Source organism: Anatilimnocola aquadivae (assembly GCF_049819085.1).
GTDB lineage: Bacteria > Planctomycetota > Planctomycetia > Pirellulales > Pirellulaceae > Anatilimnocola.
In genome coordinates, this window is the sequence record NZ_CP187419.1 from 3,892,071 (window position 1) to 3,915,455 (window position 23,385).

Annotated in this window: 16 protein-coding genes; 6 read left to right on the forward strand and 10 right to left on the reverse strand. The window is 58.7% G+C overall.

What is annotated here, in order from left to right; translation table 11 throughout:
* Positions 1-854 precede the first annotated feature (854 nt).
* Positions 855-1,607, forward strand: a complete 753-nt coding sequence (locus NA78x_RS15595) for a hypothetical protein (RefSeq protein ID WP_425619378.1) — start codon at positions 855-857, stop codon at positions 1,605-1,607.
* A 40-nt stretch (positions 1,608-1,647) separates the two neighbouring features.
* Here NA78x_RS15595 and NA78x_RS15600 read toward each other — a convergent pair whose 3' ends face one another.
* The 10 genes from NA78x_RS15600 to NA78x_RS15645 form a co-directional block, all read right to left on the reverse strand.
* Entirely contained in the window at positions 1,648-3,051 is a 1,404-nt protein-coding gene (locus NA78x_RS15600) for a DUF1501 domain-containing protein (RefSeq protein WP_425619379.1), read from the reverse strand.
* 137 nt (positions 3,052-3,188) lie between these two features.
* Positions 3,189-4,130 (reverse strand): vWA domain-containing protein, encoded by a 942-nt coding sequence (locus NA78x_RS15605; protein ID WP_425619380.1) that lies wholly within the window; start codon positions 4,128-4,130, stop codon positions 3,189-3,191.
* Between the two features lie 4 nt (positions 4,131-4,134).
* Positions 4,135-4,965, reverse strand: coding sequence for a hypothetical protein (locus NA78x_RS15610; protein ID WP_425619381.1), 831 nt, complete (start codon positions 4,963-4,965; stop codon positions 4,135-4,137).
* A complete protein-coding gene (locus tag NA78x_RS15615; RefSeq protein WP_425619382.1) occupies positions 4,965-5,816 on the reverse strand; it encodes a DUF58 domain-containing protein in 852 nt (283 codons plus the stop codon). Before NA78x_RS15615 ends, NA78x_RS15610 begins: the two co-directional genes overlap by 1 nt.
* 16 nt (positions 5,817-5,832) lie before the next feature.
* Positions 5,833-6,840 carry an AAA family ATPase gene (locus NA78x_RS15620; protein ID WP_425619383.1) on the reverse strand — a complete coding sequence of 336 codons (1,008 nt, stop codon included), beginning with the start codon at positions 6,838-6,840 and terminating at the stop codon, positions 5,833-5,835.
* Positions 6,841-6,877: 37 nt separating this feature from the next.
* A complete protein-coding gene (locus tag NA78x_RS15625; protein ID WP_425619384.1) occupies positions 6,878-10,606 on the reverse strand; it encodes a hypothetical protein in 3,729 nt (1,242 codons plus the stop codon).
* Positions 10,607-10,643: 37 nt separating this feature from the next.
* A complete protein-coding gene (locus tag NA78x_RS15630) occupies positions 10,644-11,417 on the reverse strand; it encodes a hypothetical protein (protein ID WP_425619385.1) in 774 nt (257 codons plus the stop codon).
* Positions 11,414-12,490, reverse strand: a complete 1,077-nt coding sequence (locus NA78x_RS15635) for a vWA domain-containing protein (RefSeq protein ID WP_425619386.1) — start codon at positions 12,488-12,490, stop codon at positions 11,414-11,416. The genes NA78x_RS15630 and NA78x_RS15635 overlap by 4 nt, the downstream gene beginning before the upstream one ends.
* Positions 12,491-13,119: 629 nt before the next feature.
* The gene (locus tag NA78x_RS15640) at positions 13,120-14,604 is read right to left on the reverse strand and encodes an RtcB family protein (RefSeq protein WP_425619387.1); all 1,485 of its coding nucleotides are present in this window, start codon (positions 14,602-14,604) and stop codon (positions 13,120-13,122) included.
* 684 nt (positions 14,605-15,288) lie between these two features.
* Entirely contained in the window at positions 15,289-16,866 is a 1,578-nt protein-coding gene (locus tag NA78x_RS15645; protein WP_425619388.1) for a TROVE domain-containing protein, read from the reverse strand.
* A 219-nt stretch (positions 16,867-17,085) separates the two neighbouring features.
* On the opposite strand from NA78x_RS15645, the gene rtcR reads away from it, so the two are divergent.
* From rtcR to NA78x_RS15670, 5 genes are all read left to right on the forward strand, one after another.
* Positions 17,086-18,693: an RNA repair transcriptional activator RtcR gene (rtcR, locus tag NA78x_RS15650; protein WP_425619389.1), complete on the forward strand. Its 1,608-nt coding sequence runs from the start codon at positions 17,086-17,088 to the stop codon at positions 18,691-18,693.
* A gap of 137 nt (positions 18,694-18,830) precedes the next feature.
* Complete coding sequence (gene glyA, locus NA78x_RS15655; protein WP_425619390.1) at positions 18,831-20,084, forward strand: serine hydroxymethyltransferase; 1,254 nt, start codon at positions 18,831-18,833, stop codon at positions 20,082-20,084.
* A gap of 5 nt (positions 20,085-20,089) precedes the next feature.
* Positions 20,090-21,736 carry a phytoene desaturase family protein gene (locus NA78x_RS15660; protein ID WP_425619391.1) on the forward strand — a complete coding sequence of 549 codons (1,647 nt, stop codon included), beginning with the start codon at positions 20,090-20,092 and terminating at the stop codon, positions 21,734-21,736.
* Between the two features lie 20 nt (positions 21,737-21,756).
* The gene (locus NA78x_RS15665; RefSeq protein ID WP_425619392.1) at positions 21,757-22,860 is read left to right on the forward strand and encodes a M24 family metallopeptidase; all 1,104 of its coding nucleotides are present in this window, start codon (positions 21,757-21,759) and stop codon (positions 22,858-22,860) included.
* A 228-nt stretch (positions 22,861-23,088) separates the two neighbouring features.
* Positions 23,089-23,385 (forward strand): GxxExxY protein, encoded by a 297-nt coding sequence (locus tag NA78x_RS15670; protein WP_425619393.1) that lies wholly within the window; start codon positions 23,089-23,091, stop codon positions 23,383-23,385.

Genomic DNA, 23,385 nt, shown 5'->3' on the forward strand with positions numbered 1-23,385 from the left:
GAAGTACAAATTGACACGCCAGTGGCCGATCGCTGCGCCAGGGAAGCATGCCGGAACTGTGTGAAACCACTTGTTGCCGGACTACCTTCCGCTCGGCCTTCCGCTCGACGTAAGTCTTCCATCCAGCCGAGCGGCTGGGAAAACTTTGTTCACAGACCGGGGAGGTTTGTGCACGCTACCTGCGGTATCTCTCGGGTTTGGCGCGCTTGAGTGTTCACAAACCCCCAGGGTTTGTGAACACCCACCGTTTCTGCTCGGTTGGATTTACGGCGACTCAAATCTCGGCTCCTGTGATACTCCAAAAGTGTTTCTCATCCTGTTTGGTGAAATGCTCGTCGAGTTTTTCACCACAGCCTCTCGCCAAACAAACGCCCGGCGCGGGTGAGTGGTGAAAAAGCCGGATCGTTTTTCACACCCACCCCAATTAGGCCGCGATAAACGGTTTGGCCGTTTTCACGCTGCAATTCACTCAATTGCAGCAACGATTTTCGATGTTTCGGTTCCACCAGGCTGTAAAAGAGCCAGCGGCAGCAGTGCTCTTTGATTAGATGTTTTCCCTGGGACTAGACTGGTCACGTGCTGGACAGAATGTTGACCGGTCCCGCCTTCTCGCAGCACCGTAGGTGCTGCAAAAACTCAGCCCCTCAGACTTGGGAATCACCGCGAAGCGATTGAACAGCGTAGCCCGGATCGCGGTACACCGCGAACCCAGGGTTTCGAACTCTCGATTTGCACAACTTAGCGACAGCAACAGCCTCGCTTAACTTCTTCGATTTGTCTGCTAGCTCACGCCGATGAAGTTAGTACTGACCTGCCGAACTTCGCTCACGGCAGGTGAATCAAGGTGAAACCGCATGGCTGCTCAATCTGGTTCGATCACGCTTAGCATCGATTTGGAATTGGAGATCGGCCGAGCCTCGAAGGCTCAACTTCGTTGGCTCGACGAACTGACTCCCGAACTTGTCACTCTGCTCGACAGCCATGCGATTGCCGCGACCTGGGCCGTCGCTGACCCAGGCCGCTCGGCGGCGACCGAAGCGGTCCTCGCTTCGAGCCAGCCTCATGAACTGGCAGTCCTCGGCGACCGAAGTTGGCTCGGTTGGGGCGCGGGTGGCAGTCGAGCGAATCGGGAACTCTCCCGCCGCATCACCGGCGCAGCGGCTCGCCAGATTGCCATTCGAACTCTCGTCCTACGCAACGAATCGAGTTTTGCCAATGGATTGCCCTTAGCAGAACTCGGCATTCGAGCCATCCGCCAGCCCATCGGCAACGAGGTCTTACGACCGGTTTCGCTGGCGGGACTTTCGCACGGTCTGCAGGTGGCCGAGCAGGTCCAACGGCTGGCATTGCCCACTTGGTGGTCGTGGTGGGATTGGCAGTCGCAACTGTCCGCGCAATGTCGCCGCACAAGCCTGTTCCCAGGGGCGGCCGTTTCTCACTTTGGCATCGACGCCCAGCAGTTGTGCGATGCTGGCCCCCGCGGGCTGCACCGGCTGGATCAGTTGTTAGGTGCCCTGAATCTCTTGCGCGATCGACACGGCCTGACCATTCAAACGCTCCGCCAATGGAGCGATCGGCACACAGCACCACTACGCAACGCCGCCTAGCGTGCACATTTGTAACCGCGTGCTCGCCAGGCAGCGAAAACTAGCCGAACAGTTCCATGATCGGCTTGCCCGTGGTTATCGGCCGCGAGATACCGCTGTTGTTCTGCGGGCCATTCAGCGGAATATCAAGCGCGTGATAAATCGTCGCAGCCAATTCCTCCGGACGAACGGGATGGCTTTCGACATACGCCGCATGCTTGTCGGACTTGCCGTAGACTACGCCACCGCGAATACCACAGCCGGCCATGATCGAAGAGAAACAGCTTGGCCAATGCTGACGGCCCGGCGGTATCTGTGTGAGGATGTTGGGCGTCCGCCCGAACTCGCCCATGCAGACGACAAGCGTATTCTTTAGCATGCCGCGATCTTTGAGGTCCGAAAGCAGCGCCGACAGCGCTTGATCGAGCCGTGGCAGGCAAAAGCCCATACCATACGATCCATCGCCGAAGGCATTCCCCATTCCCATGTTGCCGCCATGCATGTCCCAACTGCTGCTGGGGGGCCCTTGCTTGTCGTGCGTCGCCTGACCGGTCCAGCCATTGACCGTGACAAACCGCACACCTGCCTCCACCATCCGCCGCGCGAGCAACAGATTCTGCCCCAGCGGATGCATCCCGTAGCGTTCGCGTACTTTCGAAGGTTCATGGCTCAGGTCGAAAGCCTGCCGACCTTCCGGTCGTGTCATCGCTTCGTAGGCCTTCGCGCGCAGATCTGTCCAGTCCTTCCCCTTGGCATCTCGTTCGAGCGTGCGGGGCTCCAGACTCGCGAGCAGATTCTTGCGGCGGGCGAAATCGTCCGCATTGCCGAAATCGTAAATCTCGGGCGACTTAAAGTTCGGCATCGCCGGATGGTTCTCCGCTGAGCCGACAAACACCGGCGCATACGCTGAGCCGAGATAGCCGCCGATCCCGATATTTGGCGCGCAGAACACCGGTGGACCGACACACTTGATCAGCCACGCGTTCGAAACCAGGTTCCGCTGACTTGGTTTGTGCTTGGCGACAAATGCACCCAGGTAAGGCTGGTCATCGGGCTGTCCTTCCTGCACACGCTTAGCCGATTGCCCGCTCAGCAAATTGTGCATCGCATCGAAGTGATTGCTGATCGCTCCCGGGTGCGTCATCGAGTTGATGAGCGTGAACTGGTCGGTCAGCTTGGCCAGTTCGGTATGCATTTCATTGATCCGCATCCCCGGCACCTTGGTGGCGATCGGGCGATACGGTCCGCGAATCGAAGCCGGCGCATCGGGCTTCATATCCCAGGTATCTACCTGGCTTGGTCCCCCGCACAGCAGCACAAAGATGCACGACTTCTCCGCGGCTACCGCGTTGCCTTGCGAATCGACCTTATCGCTCCCCAGCACCGCGCCGGGCATCCCCAGGCTCAGCGCCCCAAGCCCACTCGCGATGAGCGCCTGCCGCCGATTCAACTCGAAGTCTGTCATGCGTGAATTCCGTTCTGCAAAAGGACCCTACCTTCAGCACGTTCCAAGCAGCACGCCCCAATTCTGGGGGCCGGCGGTTTCATTGTCAAAGAATTTACGCGGGATGGTTGCGTATCTGGCTCGCGGGTCGGCTTTGCCTACCAGGGCGTGTAGCGAAGGCCGAAGGCTGCCAACTGCTGCAAGGCGAGCAGCACGATGCCGGCGAGTGCGAAGGGCGGGAAGTAATCGAGCCACGTCGTTTGGGCGGCGACCAGCTTGGCCCGCTGCAAGCTGTCGATCCGTTTAAAGACGCCGCGCAGAGCGGGCATATCGCCCGACTCGAAGATCTCCCCCTTGGTAACCTGGGCGACGGTGCGCAGCTCTTCGGGCGGTGAGCCGTTCCGAATCGAAATGATGTAGACCACGATGTTCTTCTTCAGCAGCTCGCGGGCAATTATCTCAGCTTGGCCGTTCTTTAGGTCCGGGCTTTCGCCGTCGGTCAGCACGATGATCATCCGATCGCCATCGTGCCGTTCTTCGAGCACCTTGGCACATTCCTTGAGCGCGTTACCGACCTTGGTGCCGTCCCACCACTTCAGCGGAAACGTGCCAGGCCCGACAAACGGAGTCGCCAGGCGTATGGCCGAGAGATCCGTGGTCAGTGGCACCCAGTGCATGACTCCTGAGGTGAAAATGGTGAAGCCAAACGCATCGCCTTTGCGAAAAGTAGTGAACTCGGTGATCGCTTCCATCGCGGCATCGTATTTGGTGTAAGGCGTGCCGTCCTTCTTGATTTTGTCACCGAGGGGATCGTTCATACTGCCCGAGGTATCGAGCGCGATCTGAATGTTCGCGACTTGCGATGGATAGTTCGGCGGCCCTTCGATCAGCGGTCTAGCCCAGACCAAGATGGCAACTGCCAGGATCGCGGCGGGGAGCAGATCGAACGTGCGTACCAGCAGTCCAAGCCAGATTCCGCTAGGCAGCTGACCATGATCGAACGGCAACACCACAGGCCTTCCACGTCGCCACCATTGCCAACAGCCGAGCAGAATCGGCAGGCCTAACAAGGGCAGCAGTTCGGGACGCGTGAAGATCATGTTGTTAGCGGAGGGCTTCCAGTTCCTGGAGCAGTTGTTTGGACGCGGTGCCGCGAACCGGTGTCGAGCGAGAGTGAAACCAGCGTTCGACGCTGTTCCATTGCGGACCAGCTTGCGGATGACGTCGCAATTGTTGAATTGTTTCGCTGAGACGTTGCTGCGAGAGATTCAGTCGCTGAGACCAAAAGGCGAGCAGCAACTGTTCGAGATCAGCCTGCTGTTCAGCCGTCAGGTCTGCGGTTGCAGCTTGCTTTAGCAACAATCGCAATCGTTCGCTAATGCTGGGGGCAGGCGGTGCAGCGCTGGTGCGCCCGCGCCACTGAGTGCCGTACCAAATGAGCGGAACGAGCAGCAGCGCCCATAATCCCCAAGCCAATGTCATCACCACCGTGTAGTTGGTGTGCAAGTCGATCGGCGAGCTTCTGGTGGCATATAGTTCGCCAGAGTATGTCTCGGGCAGTAGTGCCGCCACAGAAACGGCGAACTCTGGCTGAAGTGGTGGTGGCTTGCCGTCAGGACGAACGAGCGACTTGCCGATGTCGTGCTCACCGGGACCAAACGCCATGTACCGGATGTCGTACCGAAAGCCGGTGGCAGTGGGTTCAATACCGGCGATGCGAACTGAAAGTGCATCGCCCGGAGTAAACGGTGCCGCGATCAACTGCGGTCCCACAATCTCCAGCGTGCGTTTGCCCTCGACGCCGATGGTCACCGCGGGCTCCTGGTGCCAACGCACCGCCACGAATGCCACCGCGACAACAACGACCAACAGCACAATCGTTACGCGCAGCGTAACGGTGCGAAGCTGGGCGGTGGTTGCGGAAGTAGTGGACATTAATCGTGACCGAGCGATTTGCGATGCTTGAGGAAATAGCGAACGCGAGGGAGCACCGGTTCGTCGATGGGGATATGCAGAAACTCAATACCACTTTGCACGAGCGACTCGCGAGTCCGCTCGCTGGTAGTCAGCTTCGTCCAACCATGGAGAACCGACCTCGCGCCTGTTTCGGCTTCGCGCGCCCGGAAGATACCACCGCGCGGCAGCTGAACTTCGGCTGGATCTTGCAGCCACAAAACGACAAGTTCGTGATTGGTCGCCAGCAGCTCCATCACTTCCAGCGAACCTTCGTCATGCAAGTCGCTAAGGACGAAAACGATCGAACGAGACTTGAGTGAAGCGGCTAGCGTGCGTAAGCGAGTCGAGAGCTGCGTCCGTTCTTGAAAATTGTATTGCCGCAGCTGTTCGGCCCATTGCAACAGACTTTGGGAGGAGAGTGTTGGAGTGACTCGCAGGTCGCGTTCGCCACCGGCGATCAGGCCGACCGGGCTGAGCCGCTCAAGACCTGCCAGAGCGATACCAGCCGCCAGTCGCACTGCCCAGTAGTATTTATTGCGTTCGACCGAGCCCACGCACATCGAAGCTGAGGTATCGACGGCCAGGTAGATTGGGACCTGCCGCGCTGCTTCGTATTCCTTCACGAAGGTTTTACCCGTGCGGGCGGTTACTCGCCAATCGATCAGTTTGACGGGATCGCCCGGCTCGTACTTGCGCGACTGAGCATACTCCAGCCCGGAGCCCAGATAGCGCGAGGCATCGCCACCAAAGCTAAGGCTGTCGGCAAGCAATTTGATTTCAAATTCAAATTGTCGGCGCGGGTTCGTGATGGGAGGGAGTAAGTACGACATAAGTATCAATGGCTGATTACAGCTCCCGCATGATTTCTTCCAGCACATCGCGAGCATGGACGCCCCGCGCCACGCTTTCGTAGGTCAAACGAATGCGATGCAGAATCACATCTTCGGCCAACGCAATCATGTCTTCCGGTACCACATATGTGCGATCGTGCAACAACGCGCGGGCGCGCGAGGCTTGCAACACGGCGAGACCCGCGCGTGGGCTGCAACCCACGGCCAAAGCGGGATGTTCGCGGGTGCGGCGGACCGTGCGCACCACATGCTCGGTGAAGGCGTCGCTGACGTGAATCGTCTGCACCTGCTCCATCATGTTGACGAGTTCCGGAATGCCACACACGGGGCTTTCGGAAATCATATCGAAGGCCGACCGAGGAACCGCGCCGCCACCTTCCTGCCGAGCGAGCCCCATGTTGAGCTGGCGACGATAGACTTCTTTCTCTTGATCGGCGGAGGGGAATACAAGCCGGTGGCAGAGCATGAAGCGATCGAGTTGGGCCTCGGGAAGCTCGAACGTGCCCGATTGTTCGATGGGATTCTGCGTGGCAATGACAAGGAACGGCGCGGGAAGCGTAAACGTGTTGCCGCCCAGCGTGACCTTGCGCTCTTGCATTGCTTCGAGCAAACAGCCTTGCACTTTGGGAGCCGCGCGGTTGATTTCGTCGGCCAGCAGCAAATTGGTGAAGACCGGCCCCTTATGAATGCGGAACTTGTGCGTGGCTTGATCGAGGATTTCCGAACCGATGACATCGGACGGCAGCATGTCGATGGTGAACTGCACGCGGCCGAAGCCCATGCCGATGGTGCGCGCGACGGCGTTCACCAGCAGCGTCTTGGCCAGGCCGGGCACACCTTCGAGCAGCAAGTGACCGCCGGTTAACAGGGCAATCAAAATGCGCTCGACAACGACGTCCTGCCCCACAACCACTTTGGCAACGCGGGCGCGGATCTCTTGAATCTGCGCAATGCTTTTGCCAACCGGCTGCGCAGTAACGGAGTTCAGTTCGGCAGTGCTCACAAGAGGGTTCTTTGAAAATGGAGGGGAGGACAGGAAGTTAGAGAGCAGTGCGAACCCAGCGTTCAGCCAGCGATTGCAAATCGCGCGTCGAACCGGGGCTGGATTCGGGAGCAAAGCTGGCCCGCTCCAGAGAACTAATTTCGCGATCGAGTTCCGTTTGTTGAGCTTCAGTTAAGTTGGCTATCGGGCTATGGCGAATACGATGCAGCAGCGTGGCTACGGCAAACGGAGTCGCTTCCCGGGGTGCGACAAACGCCGGAGCAACCTTGTTGGCATGAACGGGCTTCGTCCACAGTAATTTGGCCACCACCAAACCAATAGCCATGAGCGCGACGAGTCCACCGCCGATCCACACATAGTAATTCGGCTCAGTCAGGGCTGCGGCCTCTTGACCTTCGACCAGCGTCACTTTGGCGGCTGCTTCGACCGGATCCATATCCTTGTAGGTGCGATAAGTGATCGCAATCGCCTCGCTTTTCGGTCGCGGGAACTGAAACTCGACTCGCTCCTTGGCACCTTGCAGCAGCGGCGAAGGATCGAGTTCGACCGTCCAGTTGCGCTCCGACTTGGCATACAGGCCGTCATCACCACTGTGGAGTTCGCTGACGTGCAAGCCTTCGCGATTGTCGACGTTGGTCACCTTCAGGCCCAAGGCCTGCAGATCGACCAGATCTTCCAGATCGGGAACCAGGCCGTTCGCTGTTGCAATTACATCGAGCTTCAGTCGTTTGTGCTCGGCCAGTTCGCGGGCATCGATAATTTCCGTGATGGCAACATTGGCTGCGGTCCGGCGCGAGGGAGCATCCGCGGCGATCTCGATCAGAATGGGTGTCGAAGGAAGCGGAATCACTACCTTGCCATCGCGATCAAAAAAGTCGAGCTCAATCTCGAGTGGTGGCACGCGATCGACGGTGGCGTCTTTAGCCACGAGATGCAAATAAGCCAGCGGCGTTTCTTGCCACTTCTCTTTAGTTGGTTCGGGCGAGACAACTTCCGATGCGGCAGTTGCGGCCACGCTGACTTCGCCCCCTTCGGGAATCATGGGCTGCGAACCGGCATTCGGATCGGCGAAGATGATCGACTTGATTTCGAAGAAGTCGGTGAGCGCCAGACGCAAGGACTCTTCAAAACGGTCGCGATACAGGGGCTGTTCGACAATCGTCTTCCCCGAGACCGTCCGGCGAGTTTCATTTTGTAGATACTTGCCGAAGCCACCGGCCTCGCGCGCCAAGTCGGGTGTGTGAACTAGCGTAACGAACACGCCGAACTCACCGTTTTGCCGAATCTTGCTGCTGCCATCGACTCTCGCCCGCAGGCGAATCTCGCGCAACAGCGATTCGTAGTACTGCACCTTTTCTTCCGCCGGATAAACCGTGGCATTGCGGCCGGTGATCTCCACAGCGCTCGACAGGTACCGATACTTCATCTGCGGCGCGATGACATTCGCCTTTACATTGTCGGCCACCATCGTCGAGAACATCTGCAAGTGAACGCCGCCGGCTCCCTTGGGCAGGCTCTTCATCGCCTGACTGATTTCGACGAGCGACTCTTGCGTAACTCCCTTCCGCAGGTTCACGTCGCTGTCGTGCGCGATGCCCAAGAGGCCGTAGAACCACGAGCGATACGGCAGCAGGCTGAAATCGGCGCGACTCAGCTTGGGAACCGCTTCGGCATACGCTTTCGCGCCCGCACGAAAACGATTGAGGGCCGCAGAGGATCGTTTGAGATAGGTCGCAAAACGATCGCCGCCGGGATTATTTACCACGGCTTGAAAGTAAGCGAACTCGGCCCATTCCGCGAGAATGGAACCAGCGGTGCAGGTCGTTCGCCAATCATCGGGATGAGCGGCCAGCCATTCAGTGGCGATGGTGTCGGCTTCGGAGTAGCCATCGTTGACGAGTTGAAAAACGTCGTCGGAATCGCGTTTCGTTGCTGCATCGGTTTGTACGGCCAGGTTACGCCAGTGCGCGCCCAGTTTGAATCGCATCCGTTCCAGCAGGGACAGCAGCAGACTCGGCGGCATCGATTCGAGCGAACCAAAGACCTGCACCAGCTGATCGCGCGTGTAGATTTCTGCCTTGCTGTGGCACAGATCGAAGGCAGTCACGACCATCGCCTCGTTGAGCAGTTTACGAGTTTCGGGATCGAGAGCCTTCAGCATCGCGCCCAGCTGCTTCAGGCTTTGCTCCTGCTCGGCGCGAGTCAGAACGATCGAGTGGCCATCCAGCTTGTATTGCTTCAGGGCTTCTGGAGTGAAGCTGGGATCGTGCAATTGTGTCCAGCGCAGCAGATAAGCGCTGCCCAGTTCGGCAGCTGCGGCTTTATCGCGCCGGCTGAACTCGGCCAGTTGAGGAACCAGTCGATTGATGTTCTCCGATAGCAGCGTGAGCCGGGCGATCATCAGTTTGATGGAACTAGAAAGTTGCGGCTCCAGCACCGCCAGCCATTCATCGGCCGGTGCGGTGCGGAGCATTTCTTCCAAGCCCACGTGCTGATACTTTTCGCGACCTTCGGGTGATGACTTTTTCCAGGATGGATAGACCGTCAAGGTTTGATGAGCTTCGGCGTGCCAGTTGCGCGCGTACAGATTCGCAAAAGTGGGACCAGGCGCCGCGCTGAGGCGTTTGTTCTTCGCCAGCAATTGCAGGGCGGTTTCTTGGAGTTCGAGATTGATGCGGCGAATGCCATAGTCGAAATCAGCCTGGCCACGAGCCGTTTTGCGTCCGATGAGCGAGATCAGCTCCCAAGCTGTTTCCTGCTGCGCGGCATCGCTAAGCACCGCGGCCAAGCGATTCTTCGCCGTGTCGGGAGTCGATTGCAGCATGGCGAGATGAAGACTGGCAAGCGCTTCTTCGCGCTCGTCGGCAGTGCGTGCTGCGTCGCGTAGAACCGCCAGCAGCGGCTCCCAACTGGGCTCGACGAGTTTGGCTGGGGCCTCGGGCTTAAGACCGGCTGTCAGTTCGGGGATTTCACTTTCCTTCAGGCCGAATTCTTTGGCCTCTTTCCAAAACTCGGCCGAGGCCAACACGCGGGCGGCGGCTTGACGTTTGGCGGGTTCACTGCCGCCGAGCCGAGCCGTTCCCTTTTTCAGTTGATTCATCAGCTCGGTGCGGGACTCGTTTTTGGCGATGGCCATGCCGAGCAACTTGCCGATGGCAATGGTTTGCTTGTCGGTGAGTTCGGTCGGAGAAGCATCAGCAATCCGCAGCACATCGGTGGGCAGCAGCACCGGCTTAGGGTTGCCCCACATCAGGTCGCTGAGTATTTTGCCGTGCATGCGCGAGGGGAAATCGGTGGGATAAGCAGCGATCAGGTCGCGCAGCTTTTCCCATTCGCCGGCTTGCACATAGAGCGGGAACTTCTCTTCGTCGGGCAGGTCTTTATCGGCGCCTTTGCTGACTCGAGCGACAGCGCGAAAGACTTCATCCGGCGTGCGGCTGAGCTTACCCTTCAGGCACGCTTCGCCCCGATCGGTGATGACCTTCAGCGCGGCTCGCGCGGCGGCCTCCTCGGCATCGGCCTTTTGTTTGGCTTCGCGAGCGAGGCGAGCTTCCTCGGCCTTCTTTCGTTCTTCAGCTCGTTTGGCTTCTTCGGCAGCCTTGCGTGCTTCTTCCGCGGCTTTCTTGGGGTCTTCCTGCTTGGCTGCCTCGCTGTTGGCATCAACCGGTTTGTCTTGCGCGCCAGCAATGGGGAGTGAACCAAGCGTGGCCAAGACGACGAGGCTGTACCCAAGGACTGAGCAGCGCTGCGTGCAGATTCGTTTCATCACAGATTCCACATTCTTATTTACCAAGGCGAGCGACTTACGAACCACGTTCGAACTCCGGCGGCGTGACTTCGCTGTTGTTGAGTGTGGGGGCTCGCGGGCGGTTATCGGGAGGAGCGACACCAGCGCCCGCAGTCGGCGGAGCCTGGGTCGGTGGCGTGAAGGTGACCGTCACCGCGCCACCACCGCCGCCTCCACCACCGGCTGGGGGCGGAGGTGGCGTTGGAAGATTGGCGGACTTGATGACCACTTCCAGGTTCTTACGGTCCAACCGATTGCGATTCGCCAGGCTGTGCTCGGCAAGAAAGCGAAAATTCTGCCGCGAAAGTTCCCAGTGCTTCATCCAGACTTGCTTCTCGGCCGATTCCAGCCGCAGGGCAATCATCGCCTGGTAATGCACCCGGCCGAGAAAGTCGCGCGCGTCGTATGCCAGCTGAGACTCGGCACCATGCGTGGCTTCGACATGTTCGACAAACTGACGCGTGTCGGTGAGCGTATCGTCGAGCTTGCCGAGTTGAAACGCGGCCCGCAACTGCGCCAGCCGCAGTTGATCGCGCGCGAGCGTGGCTGCGGTAGCGTCATCGCCAAAGGCGGGAACCGCACTGACGGCCTTGCCATAAGCGGCGATGGCCTGCTCCCAGTGTTGATTCTTTTCGTGCTCGGCTGCCTCTGCTCGCAGGGCAGCAGCTTCGCGCCAAGCAAGTTCGCGTTGGCCCGGTCCAAAGTGATAACTGAGCAGGGTAACGGGCACGAGGAGCCACAGCAGGATCAACCACTTCTTCATGGCTTTGGCGTTGATGCGCAGGTTCATGCAACCGTCTCCCGCGAGCGACGACTGCTGGCTGGCGATCGCGGCTCGACTTCCTCGCGCAAGCGATTGCGTGGCAGTTCACGCTCGGCATTCCAGGCGCAACCAAAGTATTCGAGCAGAAGCGGTAATAGGGCAAAAATCGTCGCCCCGATGCCGATGGCTCCCAGGGCCAGATCTTTCCACGTGAAGCCGAGCTTCGCAGGCTTCGGCCGGTTGATGGCAAGTTCGGCAAGTGCTGAAGTGGGCACGTGCCGCGTGTTCACATCGTAGTAAGAGCCCCGCAGTTCCGCGGCGAGCCGACGAAGCACGCCCGCTTGTTGCCGCGAATCGTGGCCGTCGATAAACGTGCCCACCACGGGGTCGCCCACGGCAAATATCTGCACCTGGCTGATCGAGCGGGGCATCTTGGGAATCTGACTGAAGTCGAGCGTGTCACCGTCGGTGCAAAGAATGACCGTGGTGCTGTTCGGTGCCCAATCGCGAGCCATGTCGGCCGTGGCTTGCAAGCCTTGAATGACATCGGTCTTGCCAGGCTCGAAAGCCCACACCAGCGGCAGGTTGTCGAGCACGTTGGTGATGACTGCCGTGTCGTAGGCATCGACCACTACCGGCCGCGCCGAGGTGAAGAACGCGATGATGCTGAACCGGGTGCGGGCAACGGAAATGCGAGGGAAGATCCCTTCGATCACTTGCAGCACCCGCTGGCGCCGCTCGAGATCTCGCTTCTCTCCCGAATCGGAAATCGCCATGCTCGGCGAAACATCGAGCAGCAAGATCACCCGCTGCAAGTCTTCCGGCGCGGGTTCGTCGCTGTCTGTTCCCGTCGTATCCATGGCTTCGAGTGGCGCTAACGCGAGAATCACCAGGCCCCAAGCCAGCAAGGTGGCAGCTGCCACGCGCAAAACGGGAGCAGCCTTGGTCCACTGGCGCGGTTCGCCCGTGGGACCGAAGGCCAATCGCCCGAGGGCGGCACCGCGGCGCGCGTGAATCCACTCTGCCCAGGCAGCCAACACGAACACACCAGCCGCAATCAGCAGCGCAACATAGTTCGGATTCCAAGCGGCGAGCGGCATCGTGATTCGGAGCGTACTCGCAATCGGTGCCGCCAGCGAACAGATTCGCGAAGGATGGCCAGCAGGACCAAGAGCAGAAAGGCGGGGGAGGAACCAGCGGGAAGTAACTCCAATCTAGTTATCCCCCGGTCTAGCTGCAACTGTCGGGCGTTGGCAGGCACCGCTGTTCATCGCAGGCGGAAGGCAATCCGCAAAAAGCCGGACTCAGCGATGATCGATTTCGCCACACAGTCCAAATGTCCAAGAACCCTGGGGGTTTTTGGACAGGTACTGAATTCTGTTTGTTGCTGAAAGCTGTGGCAGCAACAACACTTGCGACACGCAGGCAACTTTTGCCACTCACTCTCTTTGTCCAACAACCGGCCGGTTTATTGGATAGTGCCTGGGCAGCGTTATACGGCAACTACCTCGGCAAGAACATTGCTGCCCAACCGCGTATCGCGGCTGGCACCCGGAACCACCAATATTTGAGAGATCGAGCTCTTAGTATCGAAGAGTGGTGGCCGTTTGTCAAGTATCTAATGAACTGTTTTTACAGACATACCTCCGAAATTCTGATCGCGAGGCTGCTCGATTCATCGCGCCCAGAATGTCGTCGTTAACATCAACAGAGACACGGGGACCCGGCATTAATCATCCGCCGCGTCGCCGTCTTTGATCACAAAGCGGGCCTTGAGCCGCGCAACTTCGCTGGCGAGTCCCGCAGTTTTGACACTGCGCAGCACTTCATCGAAATCCTTGTATGCAGCGGGGGCTTCGTCTTTGGGATACTTGCGGCAGTTGGTTAGGATGTCGTGCTGGTCGAACGATTGATCCACGCTCGCCTGATCGAGTTCACGGATCGCCCGTTTGCGACCGAGGGCTCGGCCCGCACCGTGGTTCACGCTGTAGCAGCTAACGGAAGCGCCGGGATCGGCCACCATCACGCTCGAACCAGCCTGGGGATTTCCCGGCAGCAAGATCGGGTGACCAGTTTGTTCGTAAATCGTTCCCTTCAGCGCGTGATGCCCTGCAGGAAACGCCCGCGTCGATCCTTTGCGATGCACCCACGCGGGCTGATTGTCGACGATCTCGCGCCGGGCAATGTTATGGCTGATGAAGTACACCAGGTCTCCTTTCACGCCCGGAATGATGGACTGAAATGCTTCGAGCACCAGCGCGTTGATGAGCAGGTGGTTCAGCGTCGCGAAGTTGGCACCGAGGGCCATATCGTCCAGGTAAGCATCGGCTTCGGGAGTTCCGAGCGGCGCGTAGACCAATTCCCGATCGGCTCCCGGCAGCGGAATGTCCCACTGCGCGAACTTGTGCTGCAACGCGCGGAACTGCCCTGAAGCCAGGTTGTGGCCGATGCCGCGCGATCCGCAGTGCGACAAGAAGGCAACTCGCTTGTCTTTCAGTCCGAAGACTTCGGCAGCCTGGCGAGCCCGGTCGTTGTCTTCAATTTCGACGACCTCACATTCACCAAAATGGTTTCCGCCGCCATACGAACCAAGCTGAGCCACCTTGTCGCCAAACTTGTTGAACGTGCTGCAGGCGAGGTGCTTGTCGAGCCGCAGCGCCAATGCGTCGTGCGTATCATCGTGCCCCACGTGCTTCGAGTCTTCGCAGCGATCGGCCCAGTGCGGCGGGATGCCCAGCTGCGTGCAGACCGCTTCCGAAGCACCTTCCACGAGCAACTGCCGACCGAGTTCGACCGAAACCTTGCGACCAATTTTCACGTGCCGCTGGCCCCGACCAGCACCCGTGGGAATTCGGTCGCAAACGGCATTAATGAGCGCGCGACGCGTCTTGCGATCGATGATCTCGTCCGCAGGCAGATCCAGCTGCAGCAGACTCATCGAGCACTTGATATCGACGCCCACCGGGCCCGGATAAACGTGCGATGGCGACACGAGCACGCAGCCCACCGGCGCACCGTAGCCGCAGTGAGCATCGGGATTGAGCACCAGCTCGGTCACTCCCGGCGCGAGCCGCGAGTTCACCGCTTGCTGCAGGCAGCCTTCGTCGAACGTGCTGCGAATCGCCTCGGTACCGATCACCGTAATCGGCTTCGTCTTGCCGCCAGTCGGCAGCATCGCCATCGCTTCGCCAGTGGGAATGATTTCGTGTGGCATTGGTGTTTTCTTCTTCCGTAGCCCGACGCGTTAGCGAGGGAGGTGTTAATTCAAAAGCAAAAAGCCCAACGTCACGACAAAAGTGATGAAATGTTAACGCGCTCTATCCGCTGAGCTACAGCCCCAAGGGTTTTCTGCGGTCGCAATCAGCGAGCGCAGAAAAAGTAGAGCTGGTGGGACTCGAACCCACGACCTCGTGGTCCATAACCATGTAATTCCATCGGCATTCGTAACGTCAGGTGTCTCCGAGTGTGTGTTAGGTAGCCCGACGCGTCAGCGAGGGGATCTTGAAATCAAAGGGTGAGTTGTTTGAGGGGCAGCCCCTCACCCCAACCCTCTCCCCGAAGTACCGAGGAGAGGGAGTGAAGGAGGAAAAGCCGGCGACGAGTTCTGTTGAGAGTTCCGCGCTGTCCTTGTTACCAAGGTGCAGCGTGGGCGGGTTTCGAAGCCCGCAGCACATGTACTCCCAAGCGGCATTCGCCGGTGTTTCAAGGAAAACAGATCAGTCGACAAGGGTTTGTTGAGACTTGGCATTGAACAGATGTAGTCCCAACAGCATTCGGCTGAACTGTGTTTCAAATGTATGGTTAATGAGTAGTTGAGTGGGTACCAGGTTCGGCCCCTCACCCTAACCCTCTCCCCGGATTACCGAGGAGAGGGAACAGGAATGAAGATAAGGTGACACTACAGCTTCATCCGTTCGATCGTGCGGACCCAGTGGTCTTCGCTCGAGCGACCGGCGGCGACATCGGCAATAAGTGTGAACACCTGGTCGCTGAAGCCGCCGACGTTGATGACGTCTGGTCGATCGGGAGCCTGCGTCGTTGACGAAGGCTGCAAATCGATGCAGATCATCTTGGCCTGCGGATTCCGCTGCTTGAAGTTCGCCCAGGCTTGGACCGTTGCTGTCACGCTGCCGCCGAAGCGGCCGTGCGTCTTGGTATCGATCCACGATTCGTTGTCCGAAACGTACACGATCAAATCACCCTTTGCCTTGCGGTTGTTCAGGTGAACGAGCGGCGCGCTGCAGTTGGTACCACCGGCTGGCAACGACGACAGCACTTTGGCGTTCGTCATCACCGAGTCCCGCGGATTCAACTGCACTTTGACAATGTTCGACTCGAACGGAATCACTTCCGCCTGCGGATTGCGCCGCAAGATCGCAGCTGCCACCAGGGCCGCCACATCGAGGCAACGAACCTTCGTCGTCGCGCCCGGACGGTCACCCGTCACTGGCGAACGCATCGAACCCGAAACGTCGGGGAACACGTACACCTTACCGCCCGCATGCGGGACGTTACTAATGGCCAGTTCGAGCGCGTCTTGCAGAGCCTCACGAATTTCGTGCGGCATCGAGTCCGACGCGTTCAGGTAAGCCGACAACAACTGGTAAGGAAATACGCGAGCCTGTTCGATCAGGTGCGGGTTGCGCAGCCGATTCGAGATCAGCTTCACAAGTTCCGCGTTCTTCAATACGCCGTGTCGTTCAAACGTGTTGAGGTTCATCCGCGTCATTTGCCACGAAGCCTGGCGAGCGATTTGCTCCCAGTCGTGCGGCTTGAGCGGTAACGAAGTCAACATTTGGAACGGCACATCGGGCACTGCCAGCTTTTGCGTCTTCGAGTGCTGCTTGAACTGTTCGTACTGACGAACGATTGCCGGCAGCTGCTTCGCATCATGCTCGCGGCCAATCAAGTACGCGAACAGGGCGGCCCGAGCCGGCGAAGACGGCTTGGGGTGAACCATCTTCACGATATCGGCCAGCGAAGGATCGTTACCAATCGAACCGGTGAACAACTGAGCGTCCGAACGAGCTTCAAGCCATTGCTGGACCAACCGCTTGGGCAGCGAACCGAGGCTCTTGCGACCGACAACGCCCGAACGCATGATCTGCACAAAGTTGCGCAGCATCTTGGGGGAATCGATCACGCGGTCGAACACTTCGGCCATCAAGCCCGGGCTCTTCACCGACAACACCGCCAGCAGCAGCGCGGGCATGTCCTTCATAAAGCCTTGCTTGCGAGCATAGAGTGCCACGCGAGCGATGAACTCCGGCTCAACCAGATCACACAGCTTGATCACGACGGCCAGTTGCTCTTCGCCCGTCGCATAGAACGTACCGTTAAGGCAGCCCGACGCAGCGTACTGCGCCAATGCTTGCTTCGGCTGACGCAAGTAAGCTCGGCCCCCGGCTGCATTGACCGCATTGGCTCGCGGCAACAGCTTACCGATGAGCGATTGAAACAGCGTCTTGTTGGCCATGATGGGAACTCCTTGTCTTCGGTTTCAATGCTTGGGTTGCACACTGACTTGGTTCAGTGAGACACCGATAAAGCAGCCAGCGTGCCATGGGCGAAAAGATTTCTTGTGATCGTCATAAGTAGAATGCAGGAAACACCTTATGAAGTGCTCGCTGGTGCTCGTTCGCAGCCATGAATGCCACTTTGCGATTCTTTGCTATCGCAGTTTATACTTACGTATATGAGCAACCAACGCCGGCAGGTCGTGATCGGAATTCTGGGCTCGCGGCTCGATTCAGGGCTGGGCGAGAAGCGTTGGAATCATTGGCGCCCGAGCGTGGCCCTGTGCCAGTACGACAATTTGCTCGTCGATCGTTTCGAACTGCTGCATCAAGCCCACGATCAAAAGCTGGCAGCGGTGCTGAAAGCGGATATTGAGTCAGTGTCGCCGCAAACGAAGGTTCACCTGCATCAACTGTCATTACGCGACCCCTGGGACTTTGAAGAAGTCTTCGCCGAGTTGTATGCCTACGCGCGGGGCGCGAAGTTCCGGACCGACGACGAGGACTACCTCGTTCACATCACCACCGGTTCGCATGTGCAGCAGATCTGCCTGTTCCTGCTCGCCGAATCACGGCACTTACCCGGTCGCTTGCTACAGACCTCGCCACCCTCGCCGCATCGTCCCGACGACGAGCCGTTTTCGATCATCGACTTGGATCTTTCCCGCTACGATGCCCTGGCCACTCGTTTTGCGCAGGAGCAGCAAGAGGGACTCACGTTTTTGAAGTCGGGAATCGAAACCAAGAACCCGGCCTTCAATGCGCTCATTGAACGAATCGAGCGGGTGGCCATCGCGAGCACCGCTCCGCTGCTCATCACGGGTCCAACCGGTGCAGGCAAATCGCAACTGGCGCGCAAGATCTACGAGCTCAAGCGGCAGCGCGAGCAAGTGCGTGGCGAATTTATTGAATGCAACTGCGCGACGCTGCGTGGTGACCAGGCCATGTCATCCCTCTTCGGCCACGTAAAAGGGGCTTACACAGGAGCCACGGGTGCTCGGGCGGGATTATTAAAATCGGCCGATGGCGGCGTTGTCTTTTTGGACGAGATTGGCGACCTAGGCTGCGACGAACAAGCGATGCTGCTGCGGGCGATCGAAGATAAACGCTTTCTGCCTGTCGGAGCCGACAAAGAAACTTCGAGCGATTTTCAATTGCTGGCCGGGACCAACCGCGACCTGAGTGTCGATGTCCGCGCGGGACGTTTTCGCGAAGATCTGTTGGCGCGAATCAACCTGTGGACGTTTCGCTTGCCTTCGTTGGCCGAGCGGCGTGAAGATTTGGAACCCAATCTCGATTACGAATTGGAACGCTATGCCGCGCGAACGGGCCAGAAAGTGACCATCAACAAAGAGGCTCGCGAGCAGTTCTTGAAGTTTGCCATCTCACCGGCAGCAGTCTGGTCGGCGAATTTTCGGGATCTGAATGCTGCCGTGATACGCATGGCGACGTTGGCGACAAATGGGCGCATTACGGTCGATGTCGTCGCGGAAGAGATCGAGCGACTGACGCATGCGTGGAAAGTAACTCGGGGTTCTTCGTCGGACGACGACGTTTTGTGCAGTGTGCTGAGCGAACAGCAACTCGCTCAACTCGACCTGTTCGACCGGGCCCAAATCGCCGCGGTCATTCGGGTATGCCGCGAGAGCGATTCTCTCTCCGCTGCAGGGCGCCAACTGTTTGCAATTTCGCGGCAGGCGAAGTCCCAGCCCAACGATGCCGACCGCTTGCGCAAGTATCTGGCGCGGTTTGGCCTGACCTGGGCACAACTTACGGGGCGCGAGTGACGATCGACTACGGGCACACGAATCTCTGGAATAACCTCGCACGTGATGTCCACCCCAATTGACGACTCGCCCCCCGGATTTGAGAATTTGTGGTTTGCCGTCCCACGTTCCTCCCGCTGCCTTTCGAGAGACCGTCAATGAACTTGCTTGCTCAACAAGATCCCGAGGTGTGGGCCGCCATCGAAGCTGAGGCTCACCGCCAGCAAGACGGGCTGGAAATGATTGCCAGCGAAAACTACACCAGCCCGGCCGTGATGCAGTGTGCCGGAAGCGTGCTGACGAACAAATATGCGGAAGGCTATCCCGGCCGGCGGTATTACGGCGGCTGCGAACACGTGGACGTCGTCGAGAATCTGGCTCGCGACCGCGCGAAGCAACTGTTTGGGGCAGAACACGTTAACGTGCAGCCTCACAGCGGTTCGCAAGCCAATCAGGCAGTCTACTTGTCGTTGCTCGAACCGGGCGACACCGTGCTGGGGCTCGATTTGGCTCACGGCGGTCACTTGACGCACGGCATGAAGCTGAACATCAGCGGCAAGCTCTACAAATTTCTTAGCTACGGTGTGCGCGAGAGCGACCATCGGCTCGATTTCGATCAAGTCGCCAAATTGGCCCGCGAACATAAGCCCCGGCTGATCGTTGCCGGCGCGAGCGCCTACCCGCGCGAAATTCCGCACGAAAAGTTTGCCGAAATTGCCAAGGAAGTGGGTGCCAAGCTGTTCGTCGATATGGCTCACTACGCCGGTCTCGTCGCCGCTGGCTTGCACAACAGCCCGGTGCCGGTTGCCGATGTCGTCACCAGCACGACTCATAAGACGCTGCGTGGTCCGCGTGCGGGCGTCATCCTGTGTCGCTCGGAACTGGCCAAAGACATCGATCGCAATGTTTTCCCCGGCATTCAAGGCGGGCCGTTGATGCACGTGATTGCTGGCAAAGCGGTCTGTTTCCAGGAAGCTTTGCAGCCTGAGTTCAAGGCGTATGCTCAGCAGATCATCGACAATGCCAAGACCTTGGCTGAAGTGTTGATGGCCGGCGGTTTGAAACTGGTCAGCGGCGGCACCGACAATCACTTGATGCTGGTCGATGTCACTCCGCTGGGCATCGGCGGCAAGCTGGCAACCGAAACGCTGGAAAAGTGCGGCATCACGGTCAATATGAACATGATTCCGTTCGATACCCGCAAGCCAATGGACCCTTCGGGTGTTCGCATCGGTACGCCGGCGCTTACGACGCGCGGCATGGGCTGCGATGAAATGCGTAAGGTGGGCGAGTGGATTCTGGCTTCGCTAAAGAACCCGACCGATAAGACGCTGCACGAACGCGTGCGCGGCGAAGTCAGCAGCTTGTGTACACAATTCCCGGTGCCAGCTGCCGCCATGGCCATCGCGTGAGCACCATGCATGCCGCTAACACTGCCCGAGCCCGCCGCCGTTACGATTGCCTGATTATCGGCGGCGGTCACAACGGCTTGATCGCCGCTGCCTATTTGGCTCGCGCGGGGAAGAGCGTCTGTGTACTTGAGCGACGGCACGTGCTGGGCGGCTGTTCCACCACCGAAGAACTTTGGCCCGGCTTCAAAATCAGCACGGCTTCGTATGTCGTGAGCCTGCTGCTGCCGGAGATCATCCGCGATCTCCGGCTGAAGCAATACGGTCTGAACATCCTGCCGCGCAATCCTTCGTCGTTCACACCATTGCTAGACGGCCGCTCGCTCTTGATGGGACCCGATGAGCAGGCAACTTGCCGCGAAATCGCCAAGTTCAGCGAGCGCGACGCGGTAGCCTATCCGCGGTATAACCGCTTGCTCGAACGCGTGGCCGCGGTTCTTGAACCACTGCTAATGCAAAGCGCGACCGATCCGCTGCCGCTTTCGGCGGAGAAGCGCACGATCGGCATCGGCAAAAAACTGCGTGATGCCGGCAAGCTGTGGGACCTCTACAGCTCGATGAACTCGCTGGGCGATGACATTCCCGCAGCGATTGAACTGCTCGTAGGTGCCGCCCGGCCAATTCTCGAACGCTGGTTTGAGTCGGAAGTGCTGCGCACGACCCTTGCGACCGATGCGGTCATCGGAGCGTTTGCTTCGCCTTCGTATCCCGGCACTGCCTACGTTTTGTTGCATCACGTGATGGGCCAAGCTGGCGGCGCGCGAGGCGTCTGGGGTTATGTGCAAGGCGGCATGGGCGGGCTCGCTTTGTCGCTCGAAGGTGCCTGCCACGATCTGCATGTCGACATTCGTCGCGATGCAGCCGTGAAGCAGATTCTGGTGCAAAACGGCGAAGTCGTTGGCGTTTCACTCGCGGACGATTCGATTCTAGAAGCACCTATCGTGGCCTCCAGCATCGATGCCAATCAGACCTTCCTTCGCATGCTCTCGCCCGGCGATTTGCCCGCTGAGTTTCGGACGGCAGTTGAAGCCATTGATTACTCATCGGCATCCTTGAAAATCAACGTCGCCCTCTCGGAGTTGCCGGACTTTACCGCCGTGCCGGGAAAGAGTGTTGCCCCGCATCATCGCGGGACGATTCATATCGGCGAAACGCTTGATACGATGGAGCGAGCTTTCGACGATGCCAAGTATGGCCGTCCCAGCCAAGAGCCGATCCTGGAAATCACGATTCCCTCGGCGGTCGATCCAACCATTGCCCCGCCCGGCCAGCACGTGATGAACCTGTTTGTGCAATACGCTCCGTACAAACTGGCTGTCGGCCAATCGTGGGACAACATAAAGGAAGACTTCGGCGATCGCTGCCTCGATTTGCTGGCGAAGTATGCGCCGAACGTGAAGAACGCCGTGCTGCATCGCCAGGTGCTTAGTCCGCTCGACCTGGAACGAACCTACGGACTCACCGGCGGCAACATCATGCAAGGTTCCATGATTCCCACGCAACTGTTTTCGCTGCGGCCCGTCGCGGGCTGGTCCGATCATCGCACACCGATTGCAGGGCTGTATCTTTGCGGCGCTGCCAGCCATCCGGGCGGCGGCGTGATGGGTGCATGTGGGCGAAACGCTGCGGTCGAGATTCTGCGCGATCATTCCTAACGAACGAAGGAGACTCCACCATGGCTGGCGATACCGATTTGAATGCTTGTCGCGCGCGTCAACGACGCCTCCTCGATGAAATGCAGAAGCAAAAGCTGGATCTGGCGATCGTCACTCAGATCGAGCATGTGCAGTACTTCGTCGGCCCGCGGTTCGGCCCGGTCTTTTCGCCGGTAGCAGCGATTCGCGCCGATGGCCACGTCACGCTTTGTCAGCCGAAAAAGCCAGAGCTTCCCGCTGCCGCCGATGAAATCGTCACCTACGACGCGCAGCTGCATTCCACCCTGCGGAACGATCAGCGACACGCCTCGACAGAAGTCTTGCTCAAAGCGTTGGAAGGAAAAGTAAGTCCCAAGCGAATCGGCGTCGAGTTCTCGTCGTTTGGTCATCACTTCGCCCCATTGGCTGGCGAGCGAGTGGACATCGAGCCAACCATCTATCGCTTTCGCCGCAAGAAAGACGCCGATGAACTCGAGCGGCTGAAGATCGCCATCGCCGGCACCGGCAAGATGTACGAAACGGCTCGTCAGATCATTCGCCCCGGCATCACCGAGATTGAAGTCTTCAATCATCTGCAAGGTATAGCCGTTGCCGCCTACGGCGAAATGCTCACGGGCACTGGCAACGACTATCAATGCGGTTCGCGTGGTGGTCCTCCGCGCAACAATCGCCCTGCAGAAGATGGCGAGCTCTACATTCTGGACTTGGGTCCTGCCTATCGCGGCTACTTTGCCGATAACAGCCGCGCAATCGCCGTGAACGGCAAGCCGACCGACGAACAGCAAACGGCCTGGTCGCACATCATGAAGGTCTTTGCCCACGTCGAGAAAAGTGTGAAGCCCGGTAAGAACTGCAAAGAGCTGTTTGACGAAGCGCAGGCAATTCTCGATCAGGCTCCGATCGGCGTCTTCAATCACCACCTGGGTCACGGCATCGGCCTGTTCCCCCACGAGGCCCCGCACCTCAATCCGAATTGGAATGATGTGTTCGAAGTTGGCGATGTCTTCACTTGCGAACCTGGGCTGTATGATCCGGCACTCAAGGCGGGGATGAGACTGGAGAATGATTACTTGGTGACCGAGACGGGGGTGGAGAATTTGAGCAAGTTCCCGATGGAGCTTTGAGAGATTGGGGAGTAGAGCGAAGAGAGTAGAACCACAGAGACGCAGAGGTCACAGAGAAGAGAAGACTTGATTTCTCTCCCCCTCCGTGCTCTCTGTGCCTCTGTGGTTTTTAATCCTCGGAGACTTCCAATGCCGCGCCCAATCAACGCTATCACCGGAGACATCATCGCCGCTGCCATTGAAGTTCATCGTCACCTCGGCCCGGGTTTACTCTAATCAACTTACGAGGTGTGCTTCTGCCGAGAGCTGTCCCTCCGAGGCATCCCGTTTCAAAAGCAACTCGCATTGCCTGTCTCCTATAAAGGCATTAACCTCGACGCCGGGTATCGCATCGACGGATTGGTGGAGGACGCCGTCATCATCGAACTCAAGTCGGTCGAAGCTTTCGCCCCGATTCACTCCGCCCAGTTACTTACTTATCTCCGCCTCACCCAACGCGAGATCGGCTTACTGATCAATTTCAACGTCGTCGTGCTGAAAGACGGCATCAAGCGATTGATCAACAGTCCCCATCTCCCTGAATAG